Origin of the sequence: Campylobacter concisus (assembly GCF_015229955.1) — a bacterium.
GTDB classification, from domain to species: domain Bacteria; phylum Campylobacterota; class Campylobacteria; order Campylobacterales; family Campylobacteraceae; genus Campylobacter_A; species Campylobacter_A concisus_AT.
Genome location: NZ_JAAKYZ010000001.1, coordinates 650,597 through 667,138, shown reverse-complemented (window position 1 = coordinate 667,138; position 16,542 = coordinate 650,597). Strand labels below are relative to the sequence as shown.

Annotated in this window: 17 protein-coding genes and 1 tRNA gene; 15 read left to right on the top strand and 3 right to left on the bottom strand. The window is 37.7% G+C overall.

What is annotated here, in order from left to right:
• Positions 1–7: 7 nt before the first annotated feature.
• Genes G6W45_RS03455 through G6W45_RS03440 form a run of 4 tightly spaced genes read left to right on the top strand, consistent with a single transcriptional unit; the run spans position 8 to position 4,778 of the window.
• Positions 8–1,759: a GspE/PulE family protein gene (locus tag G6W45_RS03455; RefSeq protein WP_194167528.1), complete on the top strand. Its 1,752-nt coding sequence runs from the start codon at positions 8–10 to the stop codon at positions 1,757–1,759.
• Positions 1,756–2,994, top strand: coding sequence for a type II secretion system F family protein (locus tag G6W45_RS03450; RefSeq protein ID WP_149725268.1), 1,239 nt, complete (start codon positions 1,756–1,758; stop codon positions 2,992–2,994). The genes G6W45_RS03455 and G6W45_RS03450 overlap by 4 nt, the downstream gene beginning before the upstream one ends.
• A 21-nt stretch (positions 2,995–3,015) precedes the next feature.
• The gene (locus tag G6W45_RS03445) at positions 3,016–3,516 is read left to right on the top strand and encodes a PAS domain-containing protein (RefSeq protein WP_087580059.1); all 501 of its coding nucleotides are present in this window, start codon (positions 3,016–3,018) and stop codon (positions 3,514–3,516) included.
• Between the two features lie 2 nt (positions 3,517–3,518).
• Positions 3,519–4,778 (top strand): methyl-accepting chemotaxis protein, encoded by a 1,260-nt coding sequence (locus G6W45_RS03440; RefSeq protein ID WP_194167527.1) that lies wholly within the window; start codon positions 3,519–3,521, stop codon positions 4,776–4,778.
• Positions 4,779–4,787: 9 nt separating this feature from the next.
• On the opposite strand, the gene G6W45_RS03435 is transcribed toward G6W45_RS03440, so the two are convergent.
• From G6W45_RS03435 to G6W45_RS03425, 3 genes are all read right to left on the bottom strand, one after another.
• Entirely contained in the window at positions 4,788–5,282 is a 495-nt protein-coding gene (locus tag G6W45_RS03435; RefSeq protein ID WP_194167526.1) for a histidine phosphatase family protein, read from the bottom strand.
• A complete protein-coding gene (locus G6W45_RS03430) occupies positions 5,282–6,091 on the bottom strand; it encodes a ferritin-like domain-containing protein (RefSeq protein WP_194167525.1) in 810 nt (269 codons plus the stop codon). Before G6W45_RS03430 ends, G6W45_RS03435 begins: the two co-directional genes overlap by 1 nt.
• A gap of 108 nt (positions 6,092–6,199) precedes the next feature.
• Positions 6,200–6,880, bottom strand: coding sequence for an NlpC/P60 family protein (locus G6W45_RS03425; RefSeq protein ID WP_194167524.1), 681 nt, complete (start codon positions 6,878–6,880; stop codon positions 6,200–6,202).
• Between the two features lie 140 nt (positions 6,881–7,020).
• On the opposite strand from G6W45_RS03425, the gene murA reads away from it, so the two are divergent.
• The 11 genes from murA (at position 7,021) to thiS (ending at position 16,535) form a co-directional block, all read left to right on the top strand.
• Positions 7,021–8,289, top strand: a complete 1,269-nt coding sequence (gene murA / locus G6W45_RS03420; RefSeq protein WP_194167523.1) for a UDP-N-acetylglucosamine 1-carboxyvinyltransferase — start codon at positions 7,021–7,023, stop codon at positions 8,287–8,289.
• A 2-nt stretch (positions 8,290–8,291) separates the two neighbouring features.
• Entirely contained in the window at positions 8,292–9,452 is a 1,161-nt protein-coding gene (locus G6W45_RS03415) for a molybdopterin molybdotransferase MoeA (protein ID WP_194167522.1), read from the top strand.
• A 51-nt stretch (positions 9,453–9,503) separates the two neighbouring features.
• A tRNA-Gly gene (locus G6W45_RS03410) sits at positions 9,504–9,578 on the top strand.
• Between the two features lie 65 nt (positions 9,579–9,643).
• On the top strand, positions 9,644–10,450 hold the full coding sequence (gene flgA / locus G6W45_RS03405) for a flagellar basal body P-ring formation chaperone FlgA (protein ID WP_194167521.1): 807 nt from the start codon (positions 9,644–9,646) through the stop codon (positions 10,448–10,450).
• On the top strand, positions 10,447–10,998 hold the full coding sequence (locus tag G6W45_RS03400) for a UbiX family flavin prenyltransferase (RefSeq protein WP_194167520.1): 552 nt from the start codon (positions 10,447–10,449) through the stop codon (positions 10,996–10,998). The genes flgA and G6W45_RS03400 overlap by 4 nt, the downstream gene beginning before the upstream one ends.
• Positions 10,995–11,465, top strand: a complete 471-nt coding sequence (coaD, locus tag G6W45_RS03395) for a pantetheine-phosphate adenylyltransferase (RefSeq protein ID WP_012001782.1) — start codon at positions 10,995–10,997, stop codon at positions 11,463–11,465. Before G6W45_RS03400 ends, coaD begins: the two co-directional genes overlap by 4 nt.
• A gap of 1 nt (position 11,466) precedes the next feature.
• The gene (gene tmk / locus G6W45_RS03390; RefSeq protein ID WP_194167519.1) at positions 11,467–12,054 is read left to right on the top strand and encodes a dTMP kinase; all 588 of its coding nucleotides are present in this window, start codon (positions 11,467–11,469) and stop codon (positions 12,052–12,054) included.
• A gap of 29 nt (positions 12,055–12,083) precedes the next feature.
• Positions 12,084–13,310, top strand: coding sequence for a histidine--tRNA ligase (hisS, locus tag G6W45_RS03385; protein ID WP_194167518.1), 1,227 nt, complete (start codon positions 12,084–12,086; stop codon positions 13,308–13,310).
• A complete protein-coding gene (gene speA / locus G6W45_RS03380) occupies positions 13,307–15,142 on the top strand; it encodes a biosynthetic arginine decarboxylase (RefSeq protein ID WP_194167517.1) in 1,836 nt (611 codons plus the stop codon). Before hisS ends, speA begins: the two co-directional genes overlap by 4 nt.
• Positions 15,143–15,153: 11 nt before the next feature.
• Complete coding sequence (locus G6W45_RS03375) at positions 15,154–16,332, top strand: pyridoxal phosphate-dependent aminotransferase (protein WP_194167516.1); 1,179 nt, start codon at positions 15,154–15,156, stop codon at positions 16,330–16,332.
• Positions 16,332–16,535, top strand: coding sequence for a sulfur carrier protein ThiS (gene thiS / locus G6W45_RS03370; protein ID WP_021092363.1), 204 nt, complete (start codon positions 16,332–16,334; stop codon positions 16,533–16,535). Before G6W45_RS03375 ends, thiS begins: the two co-directional genes overlap by 1 nt.
• Positions 16,536–16,542: the final 7 nt, after the last annotated feature.

Below are 16,542 nucleotides of genomic sequence, written 5' to 3'. Positions count from 1 at the left end.
AGAAGAGATGAATAATTTAGAAAATTTAACGCTAAAAACATTAGAGCAACTTAATAAACTAAATGATGAGCAAATTTTAAAGATTATAGAGATAAAAAAGATAAATAAAAAAAGTCTTTTGGCTATTTTGCTTGAAGAAGATATGCTAGAAGAAGAGATTTTTTTTGAAATTCTATCTGATATTTATAGAAGAGGACACACTGACATTGATGAAATTTCAACTAGCCTTCAGATAGATCAAAAGCGCTTCATTCAATATGTATGTGATAAATTTAAAATCACATTTTTTGACCTTGATGATATAGATATCGACTACCGTATCAGTGAAAAGCTGAGCACCTCGCAGCTAAAATCATATAATTCCATCCCAGTAAAAGAAGACGAGATAAGCGTTTATGTAGCTTTTAAAAATCCTTTTGACGTGATCATTCAGGATAAAGTTCAAAATTTATTTAACAGAAAGCTATTAAAAGTAGCTTGCGCCGATCCAGCCCAGATAGAAAAATACATAAACAAAATAGCTCTTAATGAAAGCATTAAAGACGTTATTACAGAGATCAGAAAAGAGCTTTCAAGCTCTAGTAGTCAAGGGCAAAGCACAGAAAGCTCTGGAATTTTAAAGCTAATTGAGATAATTTTAAAAACATCTATTCAAAGCAGAGCAAGCGATATTCACATCGAGCCAACCGAGACAAACTGTATCGTAAGAAGCAGAATAGATGGCATGCTAAGTGAGACATTTATATTTGATAAAGATATCTATCCGCCGATGGTAAGCCGAATGAAGCTACTTTCAAATATGGATATCGCGGAGCGCCGCCGCCCACAAGATGGTAGATTTTCAGCTCAAATTTTAGATAAAGAGTACGATTTCCGTATCTCTACACTACCTATTTTAAACGGCGAAAGCATAGTTTTAAGAATTTTGGACAAATCAAAAGTTATCATAAACATTGAAGACCTCGGTATGCATCCAGATAACTTTGCTAAATTTAAAAAGAGCATGAAAGCACCTTACGGCATCATCCTAGTTACTGGTCCGACAGGATCAGGAAAAACGACTACACTTTATGGTGCATTAAATGACATAAAAAGTGTAAAAACTAAGATTATTACCGTTGAAGATCCGGTCGAGTATCAGCTAAATATGATCCAACAAGTACATGTAAATGAGAAGGCTGGGCTTACTTTTATATCAGCTCTTCGCTCTATTTTAAGGCAAGATCCAGATATTATCATGATAGGTGAGATCAGAGATCAAGAGACGCTTAGGATCGCAATTCAAGCGGCACTAACTGGTCACTTGGTTTTTTCTACACTTCATACAAACGACGCTATTAGCGCTTTACCTCGTATGGTTGATATGGGTATTGAGCCATATCTAGTAAGTGGCGCACTAGTTTGCATCGAGGCTCAAAGGCTTGTAAGAAAGCTTTGTCCGTATTGCAAACAAAAAGTCACGCTATCTCAAAAAGCTCTTGACGAGATTAAGAAATTTCTTCCTGAAGATTATCAATTTTATAAAAGCATAGGTTGCCAACACTGCTCACAAACTGGATATCTAGGGCGTGAAATGATAAGCGAAATATTATCTATCAGCGATCATATAGCAAGTATCGTAGCAAATAACGCTTCAAAAGAAGAGCTTAAAAAGGCCGCCTATGACGAAGGCTTTATAGATATGTTCCATGATGGCGTTATACGCGCGGCAAATGGTGTAACAACAATCGAAGAAGTATATAGAGTTGCCAAGATATGAAATTTTACGAAATAGAATATATAAAAGATGGCAAACGCCAAAAGATGAGCCTAAAGGCCAATAGCAAAAATGATGTTAAAAATCGCGCAAATATTCAAGGCATGATAGTAAAGATCAAAGAAACTCAGGTTTCAAGTATCAACAATGATTTTTTGGACTTGCAAGAAAAATTTAACAAAATATTCTCTTCTTCAAAAGTAAAAATTCCAGCTCTAGTCGCTACCATAAGGCAACTTAGCGTTATGACTAATGCTGGTATATCAATACATGATGGCATAAAAGAGACAGCAAATGCTACTGAGGATAAAAGGCTAAAAACAATATTTCAAACGCTAGATGAAGACCTAAATCAAGGTGCAAGTTTAACTCAAAGTATAGAAAATTTTCAAGAAGAGCTAGGCGATGTCACTGTCGCTATGGTAAGGCTTGGAGAGAGCACTGGTAATATGGCTGATGCATTATCAAAGCTAGCTTCTATCTTGCAAGAAGTCTGGGATAACCAACAAAAATTTAAAAAAGCTATAAGGTATCCAATAACCGTAATATGCTCTATAATTTTGGCTTTTATTGTTCTTATGACATCAGTTGTTCCACAATTTCGAGAAATTTTTAGCCAGCTTAATGCCGATCTCCCACTTCCTACTAAAATTTTACTAAATATTGAATACATAATGAGCAATTACGGCATATATATAATAGTTATTCTTGTTGCATTTGCTTTTTTGCTAAAAAGGCAATATTCAAATGATGAAAATTTTAGGGATAAGGTCGATAAATATCTACTAAAAGTCTATCTTGTGGGCAAGATAATATTTTTTGCAAATATGAGTAGATTTAATCTAATCTTTACAGAGCTTGTTCGCGCGGGACTTCCTATCGCTGATGCGCTAGATACTGCCGTTGTAACTGTTTCAAATCAAGATATAAGAAATAAGCTAACTGCTGTAAAAGTACTGGTTGGCCGTGGCATAAGCTTAACCGAGGCCTTTAGGCAAACTGGACTTTATGAGGGCATGCTTATACAAATGATAGGTGCTGGCGAACAAAGTGGTAGCTTAGATGACATGACACAAAAAGTTACTGATTATTATAGAGTGAAATTTAATGATATTATTGATAATATTTCAAACTATATTGAGCCGATACTACTAATATTTATCGCAGCTATGGTGCTTTTGCTCGCCCTTGGTATATTTATGCCAATGTGGGATATGGCAAAAGCTGTTAAAAATTAAATCAACATTTAAAGGAGTAAAATGCCTATAGAAAGAGAATATGGCGTTGATGAGAACGCATTTTTAGTTTCAAAAACGGATACAAAAGGAAGGATCACTTATTGCAACGAGCCTTTTTTAAATATCGTAGGAGTAAAACAAGGTGATCTCTTGGGAAAACCGCACAATATAATAAGACACACTGATATGCCAAGAGTTATTTTCAAGCTACTTTGGGAACGCATACAAAATAAAGAGGAAATTTTTGCCTTTATTAAAAATAAAACTCTCAATGGTGGATTTTACTGGGTATTTGGCAATATCACAGCCTCGCTTGATCAGCAAGATAATATCGTTGGATACTATTCTGTTAGACGTAAGCCAAATGCAAAAGCAATAGAGATCATAAAACCACTTTATGCAAAATTACTTGAGCTAGAACGAGATGGCGGTATTGAAGCATCTAAAAAATATTTATTTAAATTTTTGGAAGAAAAATCAACAAGCTATGATGAATTTATAAACAACTTGCAAAGGTTCTAGATATGTTTAAGAAAAAATCAAATGCAATAAATGAGATTTTAAGTGTTGTCAAATCGGCAAGCAATGGCATACTAGAGCCTCGCATTGTAAATGTTGGAGAAAAGGACGAGATGTATGAAGTCGCCCTTGGCATAAATGATTTATTAGATCAAGTTGAGGCGCTTCAACGTGAAATTTCAACCTCAGTCCAAGCTGCACAAAACTCGAAAACATATAGAAATATATTTGTAGAAGGGTTTAGGGGTTTATTTAAACGAAATGCCATATCTATGAGCAAGGGTGTCACAGGCATAAAAGACGGCCAAAAAAGCAAGGTTAGAGGTCTTCTATCAAGCGAGCTTTACAAACTTGGAAACGGCATAAATGGTATAAATTATGTAAGAGATGATCTAAATGAAAGTATCAAAAATTTAAGCCAGACGGCAACAGATGCTAGACAAACTGCACAAATAGCAAGAGAAAATATGTCAAACATCGTCGAACTTAGTCAAAACATGGGAGAGCTTGATGGTCTAGTACAAAGCTGCTCAAATGCTACTGGTATGCTAAACACTAGGGCTTCTGAAATAAGCTCTGTTTTAAATTTAATAAAAGATATTGCCGATCAAACAAATCTGCTTGCCCTTAATGCCGCCATTGAAGCTGCCCGCGCAGGAGAGCACGGACGTGGTTTTGCGGTAGTCGCTGATGAGGTAAGAAAGCTAGCTGAAAACACACAAAAAGCCGCAAGCGATATAGAGGTCAATATAAAAACACTTCAGCAAGAGGTAAATGATATCGATGAAAATTCTAAAAAAATCGATGGAATTTCTAAGCTAACAACACAAAATGTAGAAAATTTCAAAAAGGTATTGAGCGAGTTTAATGCAAACGCACAAAATACTGCTCAAACATCAAAATATGTCGAAAATAAAACCTTTGCTATAATCGCAAAAATTTCGCAAATCGCTTACAAAACCAAAGTGTACTCTGATCTTATAAACGAACAAGGATACAGCGAGGAAATACGTGATTTAGCGCAAAGTCTGCTAGATTGGTATGAGAACGAGAGTATAAGCGAACACAAGCAAAATAAAAATTTTGATAAGTCAAAAGAGCTTACATCGTCGCTAAATAATGAAATCAAACTCTTGCTCGAGAAGTCAGCCTCTGGCTACAACGAACAAAATTTGAATTATTTTGTTGATAAGTCTAAGAAAATAGAAGATCTAAGCGAGCAAATTTTTACTTCATATAACGAAATTTTTAAAGATAAAAACTAAAGTGTTAAATTATCTTTGATGTTTTTTGGGGTGGTCAAAAAATAACGCTTTTGCACCACCCTCTTTTAACTCACTAAAATTACATCCAAACTCAACACAAAATATTCCAGAAGTTGGGATATTGTCTATTGATGAATCGCTTAAATACTCGCAAATTTCAGTTATGCTTGGATTGTGCGTGATGATAAAAATTTCATCCAAACTCTCATCTATATTTTTGACAAATTTTAAAAGATCTTCAAAGCTTATATCATAAAGTTCATCTATAAGACTGGTCTCTTCTTTAAATTTTAAAGTTTTAGTGATAATCTTTGCCGTTTGCTCGCACCTTTTAGCACTGCTTGAAAAGATGGCTCCTGGCATCACATCATACATTTTTAGTCTATTTGCCATAAATTTAGCGTCTTCTTTGCCTTTTTGACTAAGCTCCCTTAAGGCATCTTTAGCTCCGTCCTTATTCTCATCAACCGCTTTTGAATGTCTTATGAAATAAATTTTACTCACTATCTCTCCTTTGAGAAATTCTTTATCAAGCAAAGCTCTTCTTTGCTAAATCCAGCTTTTAAGCGATCTTGCTCATTGATCTCTCTAACATTTTTAAATGAATTTGGATATAAACTTAAGATAATGCCAAAGTAGCTATTTTCGTCAATGCCCTCTTTTTTACAGGCAAATTTAAACCACTTATCGCCCTTATAAACGTGAGAAACTTCCTCTTTTAATATGACTTTTAGACACTCAATGAGCTCTTCATTTCCGCCCTCACCTTCAAGCCTTTTTATAATATGAGCGTTTGCATCAAGGCCGTTTGCCTCCATATATCTTGGCAGTAGCGCCATACGGCTAGTTAGACTATCTGAAGTCTTTTGAAGTGCGATAAAAAGCCCATCATGCACACTTAGCTCGCCGTATCTACCGCCTTGTTTTAAGAGTAAATTTTCTATCATGCAAAAGTGCCTGATCTCATCTTCAGCCACTTCTAGCCAGTCTTCATAAAATTCTCTTGGCAAATTTCTAAATCTATAACAAGCATCAAGCGCGATGTCAATAGCACTAAATTCAATATGAGCTACCGAATGGATAAAATTTAAATTTTTATCCTTTGGCTTTATTCTTTTGTTTAGCTCTTTCATGCTAACTACTTCACAAAATTTTGCATAGCTTGGCGTTATTAGCTCATTTGGTTTAGAGCTTTCACAAAAATTTATATTAAAATCTCGTTTAAATTTCTCATAAAATAGCTCAAATTTTAAAAATTTAAGCCCAATCTCGCCTTCATTTAAAATTCCCCAAATTTCATCAAAAAAATTCATATTTTCTCTTTATTTAAATCTGCATTTACAAGTGTAAATTTATATAAATAATGCTTAAAATTTGAGCCTAGTATTTGTTTTAAAAGGTTTTTAGTAAAAATTTCTGATTTATTTTGCTTTGCCATATCCAGCAAATCTATTTGCTGCCAAGCAACTTGAGTTTGAACATCTTACAAGGTAGCTATTTATCTCTTGATTTCCTTTTAGATGCACATTTTTTTGTTTTAGATTCATATAGCTATGAATTATCTTTCCGCCAGAATTATGTATAAATTTTACTGTCTCATCGCCAAGCACAGCCGTAACTATGCCAACATGAGTGATATTTTTCTTATCTTTATTTTTTTGAACACCCTTTCCAAGAGTATTTGAGAAAAATACAAGATCACCTATTTTTGGATTTTTATGAGTAATTAAATTCTTACTTTCATAAAAATTATAGATCGCTTTTGACTTTCTACCGCCATTATCGTAGTAGCGATTTATTGTCTTTTCATCAAAATACATATTTTGATACTTTGCATTTACGATAGAAACAAATCCTGAACAATCGCCGCCAGCTCTTGTATTTAGGTATTTTTTAAAAAAAGAACCAAATTTTTTATCTTCTCTATCATTATCTTCATCTATGATTTCACCAATCATTTGCTCGCTAAAATCAACGCTTGAAGTTACGGTTTGATTTGTTTCATTTTGCGGAGTTGTCGGTTGATTAGAGGTAAAAGAACAACCTGTAAAAAATATAATGCTAAATATAAAAAAGATTTTTTTATTTATTAAATTTGACATATTTATATCCAAAATTTTAGTGTTTGCAATTTTAACTTTTAAACGTAAATGAACCGGAAATAGTGCTTTGCTTTCTTTATTCTAAGTTAAAAAGCAATATAATATCGGCAAAAAACATATTTTCTTAAGGCAAAAAAACAATGATGCACTATTTAAAGATAAAAGGAAATGCCAAATTAAGTGGCGAAGTAAAAATAAGCGGTGCCAAAAATGCTGCTCTACCGATCATCGCCCTAACCTTACTTGCAAAAAAAAGTGTAAATTTAACAAATATCCCAAATGTCGCTGATATAAAAACGCTTTGTCAACTGCTAACCAACCTAGGAGCAAAGTGTGAATTTAAAGATAAAAATTCACTAAGCATAGATACAAGTGGTGTAAGCTCGACGACTGCAAATTATGATATCGTTAGAAAGATGAGAGCATCAATCTTAACTCTTGGACCGCTTCTTGCACGTTTTGGCCACTGTGAAGTGAGCCTACCTGGAGGATGTGCGATCGGACAAAGACCTATCGATCTGCATCTAAATGCGCTTGAAAAAATGGGAGCAAATATCGAAATAAAGCAAGGCTACGTCGTCGCAACAGCACCAAATGGCCTAAAAGGCGCAAAGATTGTTTTTGATAAGATCACCGTAACTGGCAGCGAAAATATCATCATGGCTGCAGCTCTAGCGCACGGTACAACAGAGCTTTTTAACGTAGCGCTTGAGCCTGAAGTGGTGCAAATTTGTGAAATTTTGGCTAAGAGTGGCGTTAAAATAGAAGGCATCGGCACAAGTGAACTAAAGATAACTGGAAGCGGCCAAAAATTGCTTGAAATTTGCGATATCGAGGTCATCCCTGATAGGATAGAAGCTGGCACATACCTTTGTGCTGGAGCTATAACAAATAGCAAAATTTCAGTCACAAAGGCAAATGCATCCCATATGACGGCTATTTTAAATAAATTTGAAGAGATGGGCTTTGGTATCAAAGTAGACGGTGATAAGATCACGATATTGCCAGCAAAAGAGATAAAACCAGTAGAGATAAGAACCACTGAGTATCCGGGCTTTCCAACAGATATGCAAGCTCAATTTATGGCGCTTTGCCTTGCGGCAAATGGCGTTAGCACGATAGATGAGAGACTTTTTGAAAACCGCTTTATGCATGTTAGTGAGCTGGCTAGAATGGGAGCAGACATTAAATTAAATGGGCATATCGCAAGCGTTTATGCACCAGCTAAGCTAAATGCAGCCGATGTGATGGCGACAGATCTTAGAGCTAGCTCAGCACTGATACTAGCTGCTCTTATAGCAAATGGCGAAAGCTTGGTACATAGAATTTATCACCTTGATAGAGGATATGAAAATTTAGAAGAGAAATTTCAAGGCCTTGGTGCAAATATTACTAGGCTTGAGGAGTAAAAATGCTGCTAAATGATGCATTAGATGCGCTTAAATCTAAATTTAAATTAAAAATAGATAGTGAAATTTTGCCTATCAATATGGCTCTTGGTAAAACATTGGCAAATGATGTAGTGGCAGTAAAAGACTTGCCATGTTTTGATAACTCTGCGCTTGATGGCTTTGCTGTGAAATTTGAAGATAAAGATAAGTCATATAAAATAGTTGCAAGTGCCTTTGCAGGCGATAAAGAGCAGCTAAGCATTGGCAAAAATGAGTGCGTTAAGATAATGACTGGTGCGAAGATGCCAAAGGGTGCTGACACAATCATAAAGATTGAAGATTGTGTAGTTGATGGAAATTTTATAAAAGTACCAAATAATCTTAAAAAAGGTGATGGGTATCGCTTTAAAGGTGAAGAGGTAAAGATTGGTGAAATTTTGCTAAAAAGTGGCGAGGTCTTAAACACTAGAGGCATAATGATGCTAGCAGCACAGGGCATAAGTTTTATAAATGTAAAAAAACAGCCTAGCATTGGAATTTATTCAAGTGGAAACGAGATCATCGAGCCTTGGCAAAGAGCGAGCGAGGATGAAATTTACAATGCAAATGCCTTTGGCATCGCTGCACTTTTAAGTTCTATTGGGCAAGATAGCTCATATCTTGGCATCATAAAAGATAATTTAGATGCTGTAAAGCAGGCGTTTTTAAATGCCGTAAACTACGACATCGTTATCTGCTCTGGCGGAGCAAGCGCTGGTGAGGCTGACTTTATGAAAATGGCTCTAAGCGAGCTTGGATACAATGAAATTTTTTCACATATTGATATAAGACCTGGCAAACCTTGCAAGGCTTATGAAAAAGATGGCAAACTTATTTTTGTCCTTCCTGGAAATCCAATAGCAGCTTATGTTTGCATGATGATGCTTGTTTTGCCTCTTTTAAAAGAGGATTGCTTTGTGATACAAAATGCTACAAATGCGCAAAATTTAAAGGTAAAATCAGGTAGGATCAATGCCATTTTTGGAAATATTGAAAATGATAAATTTATAGCAACAAATGGTGGAAAATACGGCTCTGGCATGATAGATCATATTTTAAAAAGCACTTTTATGTTTTTAACTAGCCCAGATCAAAGCGAAATTTTGCAAAATAGTGAAATTTCTCTTATAAAACTTCCATAAAATCTTGACAAATGAAAAACAATCTGATAGAATGCGGACTTCATTTTAACTGCGGGAATAGCTCAGGGGTAGAGCACAACCTTGCCAAGGTTGGGGTCGCGAGTTCGAATCTCGTTTCCCGCTCCATCTTTTTTATACTCATTTTTTTATTTTCCACAAAACTTTTTGCAAATGAAGTCAACATCTATCCGATGTATTGCGTTCTAAATGATCAAATTTCACTTAGTACTTTTGGCTTTGAAGGCGAAGACAATGAAATTTTAAACTTAGAGGGCAAAAGGGCTGCCAAGATAGATAGCAAAAGACTATATGAAATTCTAACAGCAAATTTTAAAACATATAAAGATAAAAGCGGTGGAAGCGTTGCTTTTGTGAAAAACTGCTCTATTATGGATGAGATTCAAATGCAATTTTTAAGATCAATTAGCGATGAATATCCTGGTATCAGTATAAGCGATCTTAGCATCAGTCCACAAAATAAGCTTCCAGCAAATTTCAAAGAGCTCGTCCTAAAAAATATCTTTTTAGGTGATCAAAATAGTCAAAAAGGTACATTTAGAGCTTCATTTGAGGATATTGATCTGAGTCTAAAAAGTATCTATTTTAAATTTAGCTTTAACGCTAAGATGCCAGCCTTCATAGCAATAAATTCAATGAATACAAACCATATTTTAAGCCTACTTGACTATCAGCCAACGATGATTGAGTTTGGCAAATGGCCAAAAGATGCACTTTCTAACTCAAACAGCTTAGCTCTTATAACAAAAGTGCAGATAAAAAGCGGTGAAATTTTAACCAAGCGTCAGTTTAACGCCATAAATTTAGTAAAAAAAGGTCAAATGTTAAATGCAGTTTTGAGCGAGGATGGCGTTAAGATAATAGCTGAAGTAAAGGCACTTGAGGATGGAAATTTAGGTGATATGATAAAGATAAGAACAAAAGATAATAAAATTTTACAGGCCACAGTTTCAGGCAAAGATGAGGCAGTGATAAGATGAAAAAGATAGTATTTGCAGCCACTGGAGCAAGTGGGGCTGGACTCTTTTTAAAGCTTGTCAAGGCTGCCAAAGATAGTTGCGAGGCGCACGTCATAGTTAGTAAAAATGCCATGAAGGTTTTGGAGGCTGAAGAAAATTTGAAGCTAAATTTAAATGATCTTGGCGTAAAAATTTATGATGATTTGGATCTTGGCGCAGGCCCAGCTTCTGGCTCGTTTGGCACGGATGCCATGATTATAGCACCCTGCTCTACCAACACGCTAGCAAAAGTTGCAAACGGCATAAGCGACACGCTCATCACAAGGGCCGCAAGTGTCGCGCTAAAGGAGAGGCAAACCCTAGTTTTGGGGGTTAGAGAGATGCCGTTTTCCACTATCGCGCTTTCTCAGATGCAGCTGCTCTCATCTCTTGGGGCCATCATCGCGCCCCCAGTTTTAGGCTACTATGCGGGCATAAAGAGCCTTCTTGATACGGAGAATTTCATCATTGGCAAGTGGCTTGATGCCTTAAAAATCGAAAATAATCTTTACAAAAGGTGGCAAATTTGAAAAAATCTTGCATCTATCCAGGGACTTTTGATCCGATCACAAACGGCCATTTAGACGTCATCATAAGGGCTACAAAAATTTTTGACAAGGTAATCGTAGCAGTTGCTAAAAGTGACAGCAAACAGCCGATGTTTGCACATGAAAAGCGTATAGAAATGGCAAAAGAGGCAGTTTGTGAGCTAAAAAACGTAAGCGTTCTTGGCTTTGATAACTTGCTTGTTGATTTTGCTAAATCGCACGGCATAAACACCGTTATCAGGGGACTCCGCGCGGTTAGCGACTTTGAGTATGAGCTACAAATCGGCTACGCAAACGCTGCACTTTGGGACGAATTTGAGACGGTTTATCTTATGCCAAGCTTAAATAACGCCTTCATCTCAAGCTCGATCGTCCGCTCAGTCCTGCGCCACGACGGCGACGTGAGCAACCTAGTGCCAGCAAAAATTCTTAAAAATTTAAAGGCGTAAAATGTATGTTTTGTTTGAAGGCATTGACGGCGTTGGCAAGAGCACGCAGATAGAAATTTTAGCTTCTAAATTTAGCGATGCCATCGTCACAAAAGAGCCTGGTGGCACGCAACTTGGTGAAAATTTACGTGAAATTTTACTAAGCTCAAGCATAAAAATAGGCAAAAGGGCTGAAATTTTACTCTTTTTAGCTGATAGAGCTGAGCATTTTGAAAAGCTGGTCGCTCCAAATTTAAGTAGGCTCATTTTAAGCGACAGAGGCTTTATCTCGGGCGTCGCCTACGCTTTGGCAAATGATGAAAGCTTAGATGAAAACGTGCTTTTAGAGCTTAATAAATTTGCACTAAATGATAAATTTGCAGATAAGATCATCTTTTTTGAAGCAAGCCATGAGCTTATAAGCTCGCGTCTAAAAAATAGAGGCACAAGCGATAAGATCGAGGCTCGCGGGCTAGAGTATCTTTTAAAAGTGCAAAGTTTGATGAAGCAAATTCTCATCAAAAATGACTATGAAACGCTTTTTATAGACGCATCTAAAAGCATAGAGCTAATTTCAAAAGAGATAGAAAATTTTATAAATTTTAAGTAAAATCACAAAAAAATAAAAAGGATAATGCGATGATAACGGCACTTCGTGGCATGAAAGATATGCTTCCAGCTCGCGCAAAACTTTACGCACAGATAATCAAAACCTGCGAGGAAGTCGCAAAAAACTACGGATATGAGCAAATTTTGACCCCGCACCTTGAGGAGACGGCGCTTTTTAAAAGAAGTGTCGGCGAGAGCAGTGACATCGTGGGCAAAGAGATGTATCAGTTTGAAGACAAAGGCGGAAACGACGTTTGCTTGCGTCCTGAAGGCACGGCTGGCGTCGTTAGAGCGTTTATCGAGGCAAAACTTGACAGGGCAAATGTAACAAAACGTTGCTTTTATCACGGCTCGATGTTTCGCTACGAGCGCCCACAAAAAGGCCGCTTGAGAGAGTTTCACCAGTTTGGCTGTGAGTGCTTTGGCGAGGGTAGCGTCTATGAGGATGCGAGCATTATCTTGATGGTGAGCGAAATTTTTAATAGGCTAAATATAAAAACAACCCTAAAAATAAACTCGCTTGGCGACGAGAGCTCGATGAAGTCTTACAAAGAAAAACTCGTCAAATTTTTAGATGAAAATGACGATAAAATTTGCGAGGACTGCAAAAGACGCAAGCTTTTAAACCCTATCCGCGTGCTTGACTGCAAGGTCGAGAGCTGCCAAGAAATTTATAAAAACGCTCCAGTTATCACCGATAGCTTAAGCGATGAGGCGCAAGCCGATTTTGCAAAATTGCAAGAAATTTTAACGGCAAATGGCGTTAAATTTGAGATAGACACTAAGCTCGTTCGTGGGCTAGATTATTACTGCAAGACGGCGTTTGAGTTTATCAGCAACGAGATCGGCTCACAAAGCGCGGTCGCTGGCGGAGGCAGATACGATAGGCTCGTTGAATATCTTGGCGGTAGAGCAAGTTATGGCGTTGGCTTTGCGATGGGCGTTGAGAGGATAATGGAAATTTTAGGCGAAGCTGTGGATGAGCGAAACGGAGTTTATCTTTGTGCGCTTGATGCGACGAATGTTGATTTTATCTATAATCTTGGCTCAAAACTTCGCAAAAAATATCAGGTTGAAATTTCTTATGAAGCTAAAAAACTTCAAAAACATCTGCAAAATGCCGACAATAAAAATGCAAAAATTTTCCTTTGCGTGGGCGAAAATGAGATGAAAGAGAATAAAATTTGGTATAAAAATTTAGAGACCAAAGACGAAAAAACGATAAATTTAGATGAGCTTGAAAAGGAGCTGGGATGAATGATTTTGGACTTAGCATTTGGGGCAATTCAAATTTTGTGATAGAAGATGGCAAAGTCTGCATAAACGAAGCTAGCAAGCCAGCGATCATCGACATCGTAAAAGAGATAAGAGACGATGGCTACAGAGGGCCGCTACTACTTCGCTTTCCGCACCTTATCCAAAAACAGATCGAGCAGATCCACGCAAGCTTTGCAAAAGCAAAGAAAGAATTTGCCTACAAAGGCAGCTTTAATGCCGTCTTTCCGCTTAAGGTCAATCAATATCCAGGCTTTGTAAAAAACCTAGTTCGCCTTGGCAGGCCCTACAACTACGGCCTTGAGGCTGGTAGTAAGGCTGAGCTACTTTTAACTATGGCTTACAATAACGAAAAAGCTCCAATAACCGTAAATGGCTTTAAAGATAAAGAGATGATAAACATAGGCTTTATCGCTGCTGAGATGGGGCATAACATTACACTAACGATCGAGGGCTTAAACGAGCTTGAAGCGATAATCGCCATCGCAAAAGAGCGTTTTAAACCAAAACCAAAGATCGGACTTAGGGTAAGACTGCACTCGACAGGCTCAGGACTTTGGGCAAAAAGTGGAGGCATACACTCTAAATTTGGTCTAACATCAACCGAGCTAATAGAAGCTGTAAAGATGCTAAAAAAGGCAAATTTACTTGAAAACTTCACGATGATACACTTTCACATCGGCTCTCAAATAAGCGAGATCCACCCACTCAAAAAAGCACTCATCGAGGCTGGCAACATCTACGCTGAGCTTAGAAAAATGGGCGCCTCAAATTTAAAAGCTATAAATTTAGGTGGAGGCCTTGCTATCGAGTACTCGCAGTTTAAAGAAGAGAGCAGCAGAAACTATACGCTAAACGAATACGCAAACGACGTTGTTTATATGCTTAAAACCATAAGCGAGCAAAAAAAGGAGATCGAGCCAGATATTTTCATCGAGTCAGGTCGCTACATCGCCGCTTCTCACGCACTTTTGGTTGCTCCTGTGCTTGAGCTATTTTCTCAAGAATACACCGAAGAGAAGCTAAATTTAAAGAAAAACAATCCAAATTTAATAACCGAGCTAGTTGATCTTTATAAATCAATCAAGCCTTCAAACGCCCTAGAGTACCTGCACGACGCCATCCACCACACCGAGAGCATCCTCACGCTCTTTGATCTAGGCTATGTCGATCTGCAAGATAGATCAAACGCAGAGGTTCTTTTAAGGCTCATTAGCAAAAAGGCTGTCGTGATGCTTGGCAACAAAAGCAACTCAAGCGATCTAACTAAAATTCAAAAAGAGGTTCAAGAGAGATACCTACTAAATTTCTCGATCTTTCAAAGCTTGCCAGACTTTTGGGGTCTAAAGCAAAATTTCCCTATCATGCCGCTTGACAGGCTAGATGAGCGCCCTACCCTGCCAGCTTCGATCTGGGATATCACTTGTGATAGTGACGGCGAGATCAGCTATGATGACGAGAAAAACCCACTACTTTTGCACGACGTGGATGTGGAGAAGGAGGATTATTTCTTGGGATTTTTCCTAGTTGGCGCATATCAAGAGGTGATCGGCATGAAGCACAACCTCTTTACCCATCCGACAGAAGCTACCGTGGAGATAACAAGTGATGGCTACAAGATCACAAATTTACTAGAGAGCCAGTCGATCCTTGATATCATGGAGGACATGGACTACGATATCTACGAGATACAAGACACTCTAAATGAGCGCTTAGAAAAATCAACTCTGATAAACGAAACACAAAAGAAGCAAATTTTGGGCGAACTTTATCTATTTTTAAATGACAATAGTTACCTAAAGACAATCAACTAAAAAGGACGAAAATGCAACTAGCAAACAGAATGCAAACATTAAGCGAGTCGATAACCATCGCGATCAGCACAAAAGCCAAAGAGATGAAGGCTGCTGGCATCGACGTGATCTCGCTTTCAGCTGGTGAGCCTGACTTTATGACTCCAAAAAAGATAAGAGAAACTGTAAAAAACGCACTTGATAATGATAGCAAAAGCGGCAAATACACGCCAGTGCCGGGCCTGCCTGAGGTTATAGACGCCATTAGAGCAAAGCTAAAAAGAGATAACGGACTTGACTACAAAGCAAATCAAATCGTCACAAACATCGGCGCAAAACACTCACTTTTTAATGTATTTCAAGCGCTTATCAACCCAGGTGACGAGGTCATCATCCCATCTCCATACTGGGTTAGCTACCCTGAGATCGTTAAATTTTGTGGCGGCGTGCCTGTCTTTATCGAGGCGGACGAGAGCACAAATTTCAAAGTCACAGCCGAGCAACTAAAAAAAGCGATCACACCAAAAACGAAGGTCTTTTCGCTAAATCACCCGACAAATCCAACTGGAGCTGTATATACAAAAGAGGAGATCGCGGCATTTGGCGAGGTTTTAAAGGGCACTGACATCATCATCACAAGCGATGAAATTTATGAAAAAGTGATCTACGGCAAGAAATTTCACGCCGTAGCCTCAGTGAGCGAGGATCTTTTTAAAAGAACAGTCACGATAAATGGACTAAGCAAGTGTGGTGCGATGCCTGGCTGGAGATTTGGCTATATAGCAAGCTCGATGGACTGGCTAATTGCTGGCATCAAAAAGCTTCAAAGCCAAAGCACAAGTAACATCAGCTCGATCGTGCAAATAGGCGCTATCCCGTCACTTCTTGGTGAAACTGACGACGACATCGAAAACATGAGAAAAGAGTACGAAAGAAGACGCGACGTGGCAGTAGAGATGATAAATGCTATCCCTGGGCTAAGCGTAGTTAAGCCTGATGGTGCGTTTTATCTATTTGTAAAATGCAAAGATGTAGATAGTGACTCGCTTAGATTTTGCAAAAAGATGCTTGAAGAGGCGAACGTAGCAACCGTGCCAGGTGTGGGCTTTGGTATGGAGGGATATTTTAGAATTTCTTTTGCGACAGACATCGAGAGCATAAAAAAAGCGATCGAGAGGATCGCAAATTTTGTAAAAAGCTACAAAATTTAATGATCAAATTTAGAGTAAATGGCAAAATTTTCGAGCTTGAAAACGATATAAATGTTTATGATTTTTTAGCACAAAATGGCTATGAGCTTAAATTTATAGCCCTTGAGCGAGACGGAGAAATTTTGCCAAAAAAGCTTTGGCGTGAGCGCTTTATGAGCGAGGGCAAAGCTTATGAGATCGTCACTTTAGTTGGCGGTGGATGAGGAGAAA